This window comes from Streptomyces mutabilis (assembly GCF_014649815.1).
GTDB classification, from domain to species: Bacteria; Actinomycetota; Actinomycetes; order Streptomycetales; family Streptomycetaceae; genus Streptomyces; species Streptomyces mutabilis.
This window is the reverse complement of sequence record NZ_BMTT01000023.1, coordinates 71,884-81,794: the sequence shown is the minus strand read 5'-3', so window position 1 is coordinate 81,794 and position 9,911 is coordinate 71,884. Positions and strand designations below refer to the sequence as shown.

General features: G+C 70.5%; 9 protein-coding genes. 1 reads left to right on the top strand and 8 read right to left on the bottom strand.

All coding sequences use genetic code 11. The annotated features are described in order from the left end of the window. Nucleotides 1-58: 58 nt before the first annotated feature. Nucleotides 59-724, bottom strand: coding sequence for a response regulator (locus IE142_RS30590; protein WP_191888742.1), 666 nt, complete (start codon nucleotides 722-724; stop codon nucleotides 59-61). Then, a complete protein-coding gene (locus IE142_RS30585; RefSeq protein ID WP_191888741.1) occupies nucleotides 721-1,989 on the bottom strand; it encodes a sensor histidine kinase in 1,269 nt (422 codons plus the stop codon). Before IE142_RS30585 ends, IE142_RS30590 begins: the two co-directional genes overlap by 4 nt. Before the next feature lie 93 nt (nucleotides 1,990-2,082). Here IE142_RS30585 and IE142_RS30580 point away from each other — a divergent pair, with 93 nt between their 5' ends. Next, complete coding sequence (locus tag IE142_RS30580) at nucleotides 2,083-2,646, top strand: GNAT family N-acetyltransferase (protein WP_191888740.1); 564 nt, start codon at nucleotides 2,083-2,085, stop codon at nucleotides 2,644-2,646. Between the two features lie 19 nt (nucleotides 2,647-2,665). Here IE142_RS30580 and IE142_RS30575 read toward each other — a convergent pair whose 3' ends face one another. The 6 genes from IE142_RS30575 to IE142_RS30550 form a co-directional block, all read right to left on the bottom strand. Next, nucleotides 2,666-4,156 carry a type IV secretory system conjugative DNA transfer family protein gene (locus IE142_RS30575; RefSeq protein ID WP_191888739.1) on the bottom strand — a complete coding sequence of 497 codons (1,491 nt, stop codon included), beginning with the start codon at nucleotides 4,154-4,156 and terminating at the stop codon, nucleotides 2,666-2,668. A 22-nt stretch (nucleotides 4,157-4,178) separates the two neighbouring features. Next, a complete protein-coding gene (locus IE142_RS30570) occupies nucleotides 4,179-5,591 on the bottom strand; it encodes an ATP-binding protein (RefSeq protein ID WP_043382084.1) in 1,413 nt (470 codons plus the stop codon). 12 nt (nucleotides 5,592-5,603) lie between these two features. Further along, nucleotides 5,604-7,163, bottom strand: coding sequence for an SCO6880 family protein (locus IE142_RS30565; protein ID WP_191888738.1), 1,560 nt, complete (start codon nucleotides 7,161-7,163; stop codon nucleotides 5,604-5,606). After that, nucleotides 7,160-8,500, bottom strand: a complete 1,341-nt coding sequence (locus IE142_RS30560) for a hypothetical protein (RefSeq protein ID WP_191888737.1) — start codon at nucleotides 8,498-8,500, stop codon at nucleotides 7,160-7,162. Before IE142_RS30560 ends, IE142_RS30565 begins: the two co-directional genes overlap by 4 nt. Next, nucleotides 8,490-9,287 (bottom strand): DUF8175 domain-containg protein, encoded by a 798-nt coding sequence (locus IE142_RS30555; protein WP_191888736.1) that lies wholly within the window; start codon nucleotides 9,285-9,287, stop codon nucleotides 8,490-8,492. Before IE142_RS30555 ends, IE142_RS30560 begins: the two co-directional genes overlap by 11 nt. Before the next feature lie 166 nt (nucleotides 9,288-9,453). Next, entirely contained in the window at nucleotides 9,454-9,762 is a 309-nt protein-coding gene (locus tag IE142_RS30550) for a DUF8827 family protein (protein WP_019326783.1), read from the bottom strand. Nucleotides 9,763-9,911 lie beyond the last annotated feature (149 nt).

The window sequence follows — 9,911 nt, the reverse complement described above, 5'->3', positions numbered from 1 at the left end:
GCCGAACAATTTTTGCGAGGAGACCCCGCACCGGGAACGGTGCGGGGTTTTCTGCGTTTCAGGACGGCCTCACGAGTTTCGTGTCGTACGCCAGGATCACAGCCTGGACGCGGTCGCGTGAGCCTGTTTTGGCGAGAATTCGGCCCACGTGCGTCTTCACCGTCGACTCGGCGAGGTGCAGGCGCTCCGCTATCTCCGTGTTGGTCCAGCCCTGCCCCAGGACTCTCAAGATCTCGCTCTCGCGGTCAGTGAGGGCGGCCAGGCGTGGGTCGGGGGAGTCGGTCGCTTTCGTGGGGGCCGGGAGGTGGTGGACGTAGGCGTCGAGCAGGCGGCGGGTCAGGCTGGGGGCCACCACGGCGTCGCCCGTTGCCACGGCTCGGATGCCGGAGAGCAGTTCCTCGGGCTGGGCGTCCTTGACGAGAAAGCCGGACGCACCGGCGCGCAGGCCGGCGTAGGCGTACTCGTCGAGGTCGAAGGTCGTGAGGATCAGGATCCTGGTGCCGCCACCGGCGGCGACGATGCGACGGGTGGCCTCGATGCCGTCCAGGCCGGGCATGCGGACGTCCATCAGAACGACGTCGGGAGTGAGTTCTGCCGCCATGCGCGCGGCTTCCGCGCCGTTGGCCGCCTCGCCCACGACCGTCATGTCGTCCTGGCTCTCCAGCAGCATCCGGAACCCGAAGCGCTGCAGGGGCTGGTCGTCGGCGATGAGGACGGTGGTCACTGCGGGGATTCCTCCGGGAGGCGTAGGTGGACGCGCCAGCCCTGCTCAGGGAGGGGGCGCGGGCCGGCTACAAGTGTGCCGCCGTACAGAGCCGTGCGCTCCCGCATTCCGGGAAGCCCGCGGCCGTCGGTCGTGGTGCCGGGCCGGGCGGCGCGGCCCGTGTCCGTGATCGTGAGTGTGACGGCGCCGCCGCTGCCGTAGGAGAGGTCGATGTCGGCGGTGGCGTCGGGTCCCGCGTGTTTGAGGGTGTTCGTCAGGGCCTCCTGGATCACGCGGTAGACGGCGAGCTGTCGCCCCGCGGGGAGGTCGGGGCGGCCGTTGACGGCCGTGCGGACGGGGAGGCCGGCCCGGCGGACGCCGTCGATGAGCGGGGCGAGGTCGGTGAGGGTGGGCTGGGGGGTCAGTTCGGCCGCCTGCTGCCGGCCCTGCTCGTCCTCGCGCAGGACGTCGAGGAGACGGCGGAGTTCGCCGAGGGCCTGGCGGCTGGTGCTGCCGATCGCGTCGAGGGCCTGGGCGGCTCGTTCCGGGGACTTGGCGGCGGCGTACCGGCCGCCGTCGGCCAGGCCCGTGATGACGGAGAGGTTGTGGCCGATGATGTCGTGCATCTCTCGGGCGATGCGGGCGCGTTCCGCGGCGGCGGCGAGTCGGCCCTGCTGGTCGCGTTCGGTCTCCAGACGGCGGGCGCGGTCCTCGAGAGCGGCGGTGTAGTTGCGGCGGGTGCGGACCGTGATGCCGATGAGCGCCGCCACGCCGATGGAGAGGAGCTGTGAGCCGAACTGCTGGTTCCAGGAGCCCGCGCTGTCCCCGAAGCGGACGCCCGAGACGAGGACCTGGGTGAGCACCAGGGGCGTGGCCCAGCACAGGGCGCGCAGCGGCAGGCGCAGGGCGAGGTGGAAGACGACGAGCAGCTGGAGCATGGCCGCCTGGAGGACGGCGCCGGTCCAGGCGTTGACGAGGGCGACCGGGGCCATCGCGAGCAGGACCGCCGCCGGGTGGCTGCGGCGCCACAGGAGCGGGATCGTGAAGCCCAGGCTCAGTGCCAGCAGCAGCGGGCCGGGGACGTCCAGGTTGTGGGCGATGTTGCGCCAGCCGCCGCCGGTGTAGTCGATGAGGGCGGCCGTGAGCCAGAAGGCGGTGAGGTGCAGGTCCCACACGAGCGGCCGGCGCCGGTCGAAGGCCCGGAGCCGGCGGACGACGCCCTGGACGTGCTCGGTGAGGGGGTCGGCGGCTCTTTCCTCGGCTCGTTCTTCCGTCACGGGCTCCATGTGACCATCGTCGGGCTTCCGGGCTCGGCGGGCGTCCGCCTCGGGGCCGTATATGAGATGAGGGCGTAGTACCGGGGTATTACGGTGGCCCGCATGAGTGCCTCGGTCCCCGGTGACTACGTGATCCGCTCCATACGCGCCGACGAGTGGCCCGCCGTGAAGGAACTGCGGCTGCGCGCGCTGCGGGACCCGCTGGCGCACCTCGCGTACCTGGAGACGTACGACGACGCCGCGGGTCGGCCCGACTCCTTCTGGCAGGAGCGGGCGGCCAGGTCGGCCCAGGGTGCGTCCGGGGCGCGGCAGATCATCGCCGAGGGGCCGGGTGGGCTGTGGCTCGGCACGCTGACCGTGCTGGTCGAGGAGGCGGGGACGACGGACTGGGCCGGATCGCCGGTGGAGCGACGGCAGGGACACGTGGTCGGTGTGTTCGTACGCCGTGAGTGGCGGGGGAGCGGGCTGACCAAGGCCCTGTTCGACGCCGGGCTGGAGTGGGCCTGGGCGAACGGCCTGGAGCGGGTGCGGCTCATCGTCCACCCGGACAACGGGCGGGCGCAGGCGGCCTACCGGAAGGCGGGGTTCGCACCCAGCGGGCGGACGGTGCCGTTGGTGGGCGGAGGGCCCGGTGAGGTCGAGTTGGAGTTCGTGGTCGAGCGCTGACGCCGACAGTCCGTCCGTGCTAGACCGGGAGTTCGTCGTGGGGCCAGCGGGCGCGGCCCTGTTCGCGGGAGCGGAGGAGGGCGAGGGTCGGCAGACCCCGGTCCGCTCCGCCGGCCAGCAGCTCCGGGAGCTGGGGGAGCGGGGCGACGGCGGCCACGTCGTCCAGGACGAGGGTGAGTGGTGGGTCGAGGCGACCGGAGGATGACCGTTCGGCCATGCGCCGGCCGCTCTCGACCACGCTTGAGACGAGCGCCGTCAGCAGCGGCATCGCGCCGGGGCTCGATCGGGGGTCTTCGATGGATTCACCCACCACGTAAAGGGTTCCCTGTTCGTGCACGAAGGAATCCAAGGCGAGGGCATCAGTTCGGTTGGGAGTGCATGCTTCCCGGATGTTGACCGTCGACAGGGCGGCCAGGGCACGGCTGGTGAGCTGCTGGGCCATGTCCCGGCGGTCGGGGTGGGCGGTGAGGGCGCCTTCGAGCTCGCCCGCGGCACCGGGGGCGGCTTTGGGGTTGGTGCGGAGGACGCGTACGGCGTCCTGGATCTGGAGGCCCTGGGACCAGCGGTGGACGTGGCGGACGGTGCGGCCGTCGACGGCGGCGGCGTGGAGGTAGCTGCGCAGGAGCAGCTCGGCGGTGTCACCGACCGCCTGGTCGAGCCGGGAGGTGGGGCGGACCGGGGCGAGGAGGGCCGCGGCCCGGGCCGTGGCCGTCGGTCGGTCCTCGCAGCCGGTGGTGGGGGACCAGTGGACGCGGGCCGGTGTGTCGCAGAGGTGGCCGGGGTCGTAGAGGTGGCAGGGGCCGAGTTTCGCGCGGGCGTCCTTGGTGTCCGACCAGAGGGCCGGGTTCGAGGTGATGACGAGGGCGGCGCCTTCTGCTTCGCGCAGGGCGTTGGCGGCCGTCTCGTGGCGGGTGGCCGGGGGGCCGTAGAGGATCGCGCCTTCGGCGCGGGGGGATTCCCACCCACCCACACGATCGCCGTCGGCCACGGAGACGAAGGGCTCTTCCGCCGGTGCCGGTGCCGGTGCCAGTGCCGTCTGCTGCGGCGCCCTCGGGGTCGGCACCTCGTGCACCTGCTCCGGTTCCTGTACGGGCATCGGCGTCGCGGTCGGCTCCTGCACGACCGACGCCTTCGCCTCCGCGCGCCGGCGCTGCCGTACCGCACGCCACCTGGCGAACGTGCCCATCACGAACACGGTCAGCACGACCAGCACCATCAACTGGCCGATGAACAGCCCCCAGAAGAGCCCGTACCCGGAGAGGCCGGAGGCGGGGGCGTCCGGCCAGGCGCCGGGGATGTCGTGGGGCTCGGCGATGAGGTGGCGCATGGCCACGGGCGAGCCGGTGAAGGTGACGCCGGCGGGCCAGGAGCCGTGGGCGAACAGGGCGGCGAGACCGGTCGCCGTCCACACCAGCAGGGTCATGCCGAGCAGAAAGGCGAGTATGCCGATGAGCAGGCCGTCCGGGATGCCGCCGCCCTGGCCGTCCCGCCGCTGGTCGTCCGGTCTCATCTGCTCCGTGCCTCCCCCTCGCCTAGGCCACCGTCGATTCGGACGAGTCGCCGATGTGCTGTTCCACGAACGCCGCCGCCCTCTCCTCCGCCTCCAGTTCGGCGGCGCGCAGGGCGTCGTCGGTGAAGTCGGCGGAGGACTCGGTCATCGCGCGGTCGGTGAAGACCAGTGGGCGTTCGGTCTCGGTGATCAGGTGCTTGACCACCTGTACGTTGCCGTTGACGTCCCACACCGCGATGCCGGGGGTGAGGGTGGGGATGATCTCCACCGCCCAGCGTGGCAGGCCGAGGACGCGTCCCGTGGCCCGTGCCTCGTCGGCCTTCTGGGCGTAGATGGTCCGTGTCGAGGCCATCTTGAGGATGGCCGCGGCCTCCCGGGCCGCCGCTCCGTCCACGACGTCCGACAAGTGGTGCACCACCGCCACGAACGACAGACCCAGCCGCCGCCCGAACTTCAGCAGCCGCTGGAACAGCTGCGCCACGAACGGGCTGTTGATGATGTGCCAGGCCTCCTCGACCAGGAAGATGCGCTTCTTCCGGTCGGGGCGGATCCAGGTGTGCTCCAGCCAGACGCCCACGATCGCCATGAGGATCGGCATGGCGATGGAGTTGCGGTCGATGTGGGAGAGGTCGAAGACGATGAGCGGGGCGTCGAGGTCGATGCCGACCGTCGTCGGGCCGTCGAACATGCCGCGCAGGTCGCCGTCGACGAGCCGGTCGAGGACCAGCGCCACGTCCAGGCCCCACGCCCGTACGTCGTCTATGGCGACGTTCATCGCCTCGGCCGACTCCGGCTCGGGGTGGCGGAGCTGCTCGACGATGTCGGTGAGGACCGGCTGGCGTTCGACGATGGTCTCGTTGACGTAGGCGTGCGCGACCTTGAGCGCGAAGCCGGAGCGCTCGTCCAGGCCGTGCCCCATCGCGACCTCGATGATCGTCCGCAGCAGGGCCAGCTGACCGGTCGTCGTGATCGCCGGGTCCAGGGGATTGAGCCGGATGCCGTGGTCCAGAGCGGCCATCGGGTCGAGGCGGATGGGCGTTATGCCCAGCTCCTCGGCGATGAGGTTCCACTCGCCGACGCCGTCCTCGCCCTGGGCGTCCAGGACGACGACCTGGCGGTCGCGGAAGCGGAGCTGGCGCAGGACGTACGTCTTCTCCAGCGCCGACTTGCCGTTGCCGGACTCCCCGAGGACCAGCCAGTGCGGGGCGGGGAGTTGCTGGCCGTAGAGCTGGAAGGGGTCGTAGATGTAGCCCTTGCCGGAGTAGACCTCGCGGCCGATGATCACGCCGGAGTCGCCGAGGCCGGGCGCGGCGGTCGGGAGGTAGACGGCCTGGGCCTGGCCCGTGGAGGTGCGGACGGGCAGGCGGGTCGTCTCCACCTTCCCGAAGAGGAAGGACGTGAAGGCTTCGGTGAGGACGGTCAGCGGGTCCCGCATCAGGCTCAGCCCCTACCTTCGGATGCCGGTGGCGAACGGAAGAGTGTTCACGAAGGCGCGGTGGTGCTCACGGTCGCACCACTCCAGTTTCAGGTACGACTTACCGGCCGAGGCCCTTATCGTCCGCTTGTCGCGGGCCAGCGCCTCGGGGGAACGGGAGGAGACGGTGATGTAGCCGACCAGGTTGACGCCGGCGGCTCCGCTGGCGAGGTCCTCACCCCGCTGGTCCAGGCGGCCGTGGGCGGCGATGTCGCGCGGGTCGACGGTGCGGTTCATCTTGGCGGCGCGGGACGCCTCGGCCTCGTCGTTGGTCTTCTCGGTCAGCATGCGCTCGATGGCGACCTCGGTGGGTTCGAGGTCCATCGTCACGGCGACCGTGCGGATGACGTCCGGGGTGTGGACGAGAAGAGGGGCCAGGAAGTTGACCCCCACCGGGGTCATCGGCCACTCCTTGACCCAGGCGGTGGCGTGGCACCACGGGGCGCGGGTCGAGGACTCGCGGGTCTTGGCCTGGAGGTACGTGGGCTCCATGGCGTCCAGCTCGGCCGGCCAGGCGTTGCGCTGGGTCATCGCCTGGATGTGGTCGATGGGGTGGTCCGGGTCGTACATGGCGTGGATGAGCGAGGCGAGCCGGCCCTGGCCCAGGGGCTGGCGGACGCGGATGTCCGCCTCCTGGAGGCGGGAGCAGATGTCGGTCAGCTCGCGCGCCATGACGACCGCCAGGCCCGCGTCCCGGTCCAGCTTGCGCCCGTTCTGCGGGCGGGCGGCGCGGGCCATGGCGTTGGCCTCGGCCGCCAGTTCGCGGGTGTAGTGCATGCAGGCGATGAGGTACGCGCGGTGCTGCTCGCTGCTGGTGGACACCATCGACTGGAGCTGGTCGTACGACTGCTGCAGCCACGCCGGTGACTTGTCGTCGCCGCGCTGGGCGACATCCTTGGCGTGCGCGTCGGGGTCGGCCGGGAGGGTGCGGGCGAGCATCTGGATGCGGGTGACGAAGCCGTCTCCGTTGGCCACGTGCTTGAGCAGCGTGCCGAAGCGGTCGACGAGGGCTTCCTGGTCCTCGGAGTCGCGCAGGCCGACGCCGGGTCCCTCGATCTCGATCGCGGCGGTCACCGTCTTGCGGTCGGCGTGCAGCAGTACGGCGATCTCGTCCGGCCCGAAGGGCGCGGCCAACCAGGTGATGCGGCCGATGCCGGGCGGCGGTCCCACCTCGACCTCACGGCCGTCGAGTCGGGTGCCGGCCTCGATGGCGCCGGAACGGTACGTGGTGCCGTTGCGCAGCGTGCGCTTGTAGCTGCGGTTGATCTCGAACCACTTGTAGAACGTCCGGTGCTTGTACGGCACGTAGACGGCCGCCAGCGCGAGCATCGGGAAGCCGACGAGCAGCACGATGCGCAGGGTCAGGACGGGGACGAGGAGCCCGCACATCATGCCGAGGAACGCGCCGACGACGATCAGCGCGATCTCACCGGTCTCGCGGTTGCGGCCGACGATCGCGTTCGGCCGGGCGCGGCCGATCAGATACGTACGGCGGGGCGTGACCGGATGGGACACGTGGGACTCGGTCGTCAACGCCCGTCACCTCCTGTGCTGTTTTTGCTGTTGCGGGTGTTACTGGCGTGGGGGGTGTTCACCGGGCTGCCCGAACGCGGTGCGGGTGCGGCGGAGGGGACAGTTCCGCCGCCGCCGTTCGCGGGGCGCGCGCTGTGCGCGGCGACTCCGCCGGAGGCGGGGTTCGAGGGGCGCGGGGCGGAGGAGGACGTGGACTGGCCGCCTCCGCCGTCGCCGTTGTGGCGGGAGCTGTGGGTTCTGATGCCCTGGGCGACCAGGTTGGCCGGGGAGCTGATCACGGCGGCGGCCTTGCCCTCGGCGCCCTGCATGATGCGGTTGTTGCGGCCGTTCGCGATCTCGTCGCCGAAGCCGGGGACGAAGCGGTAGATCATCGCGGACGCGAAGATGGCGAGCAGGATGATCGCGAGGCCGGAGACGACGGCGGAGAAGGCGTCCGGCCCGTCGTCGGCGGAGAGCGCGCCGGCGAGCCCGAGGACGATGACGATGACGGGCTTGACCAGGATCACCGCGATCATGATGCCCGCCCAGCGGCGGACGTGGCCCCACAGGTTCTTGTCGACCAGGCCGGCGTAGACGACGGTGCCGAGCAGGGCGCCGACGTAGAGGAGGGCGGCCCGGATGACGAGTTCCAGCCAGAGGACGCCGGCGGCGAGGATCGACACCAGCGAGACGACGATCAGCATGATCGGTCCGCCGCCGATGTCCTCGCCCTTCTTCAGGGCACCGGAGAACGTGCCGAAGAACGTGTCCGTCTGGTCGCCGGTGGTTTTGGCGAGGACGTCGGTGACACCGTCGGTGGCGGACACGACCGTGTAGAGGATCAGGGGCGTGAACGCCGACGCCAGGACGGTGAGCCAGAGGAACCCGATGGCCTCGGAGAGGGCGGTACCGAGGGGGACGCCGCGCACGGCACGCTTCGCCACGGCGAGCAGCCACAGGACGAGCGTGAGGACGGTCGACGCCGCGAAGACGACGGCGTACTGCTGGAGGAACTTCGGGTTGGTGAAGTCGACGTTCGCGGTGTCCTCTACGGCGGCACTCAGCTTGTCGACGGTCCAGGCGGCGGCGTCGGCGCAGCCCTTGGCGAGGGAGGAGAGGGGGTCGAGGGTGGAGGTGATGCCGGGGGCGTCTCCTCCACCGCCGGATGAGCCGGTGCCGGATTCGCCCTTCTCGCAGTAGTCCTTGGCGCGGCCGACGATGAGATCGCAGTTGCCGTCCGACGGAGTCGGCGACGGGGTGGGCGCGGCGACGGCACGGGTTGCCAGCAGGACCACCGCGGTCTGCACGGTGGCCAGGGCGGCGGCGACCTTGAGTACGAGACGCGGGCTAGCGGGCATAGGTGAACCCTCCGTACTCCTGGACGGCCTTGGACATTTCGTCGGCGCTGGAAGCCTTGTTGTCCCCAGGGACGGGAGCGGGGCCGTCCTTCTGGGAGAAACTCTCGACCTTCCAGTCGTCGTCCACCCAGCGCAGCTGGAGGGTCATGGTGAACCAGTCGCTGGTTACCGGGCTGGTGGTCTTTTCGCCTGCCGTGCCGAACACGCCTGTGCACCAGACCTCCACGGTCGTGGCGGCGTCGGAGTAATGAGTGGTCTTCGTGCCGATCGGCATGGTGCGGGAGACATAGGTGTTGCCCTGTGCAGCGTTGCCCTTCTCGTCCAGGCCGATGCTGCTCAGGAACTCCCTGCTGTAGGCCCTGTCGAACTTCTCCTCAAGAGCGGCCTGCTTGTCGGCCACGAAGACCTGACGAACGATCTCTGCCCGCCGGGACGGCTTGAGGATGTCGGCCGAGACCAAAGCCACCGCATAGTTCGCCGCCGCGCTCTGCGCCCCCTGCTCGTCATGGGCGAAGCCCGACTGGACCGGTGTCGTGCCCGACGGGGCCGTCGAGGACGCCTTCGGCTTGTCGGCGGCCGCCTCGGGGGATTCGGAGTCGTCTCCTCCACGGTTCGCGAAGGCGATCGCGGCGATGAGGAGGACGACGACGCCGACCACCGTGACCAGGCTTCTGGACGACGAACGGCCGCCGCGTCGGTGGCCGCCCTCCTCCTCGGGCAGCCGCATCCGCGTCCCGCTCGTGCCGCCGTAACCGCCGGAGGACTGGTGGTCGTCTCCGAGACTCATGCCGCGTACGCCCCCTCGACGTCGTGCCTGCCGTAGAAGTACGACGGTAGCCGTGCTGGTTCCCGCGCGGGCGCGGTGTGGTGACTCGACATCAGGGAAACGCAACCTCAGCCGGTTGGCACGACGGGCGGGTGGGGTGGAGGGTGAGGAACGGACGTGAGTCTGGCTATACGGCCATCCCGTACACGATGGTGAAGAGCGTGCCGAGGGAGCCGATGATGAACACGCCCGTCAGCCCGGCGATGATGAGGCCCTTGCCCTGCTCGGCGCTGAAGGTGTCCCTCAGGGCCGTGGCGCCGATGCGCTGTTTGGCGGCGCCCCAGATGGCGATGCCGAGGCAGAGCAGAATGGCGACGGCCATGACGACCTGGACCATCGTCTTCGCCTCGGCCCCCAGCGCACCGAAGGGGCCCCAGTCCGGAGCGATCCCCCCGATAATGGTGTTGATGTCTCCCTCGTCGGCCGCAAAGAGCATGTAAGTCACCGCCCCTGTTGGGTAGTTCCGCAGCCTCTGCGAACGTGCAGAGGTCAGGCCTCATTGTCGCCGACAAATCCGCCGTCGTATGTCGACTTGGCGTCATTGATTGGCAGGTTTCGTACGGATAGCTTGCCACCGGTCCGCGC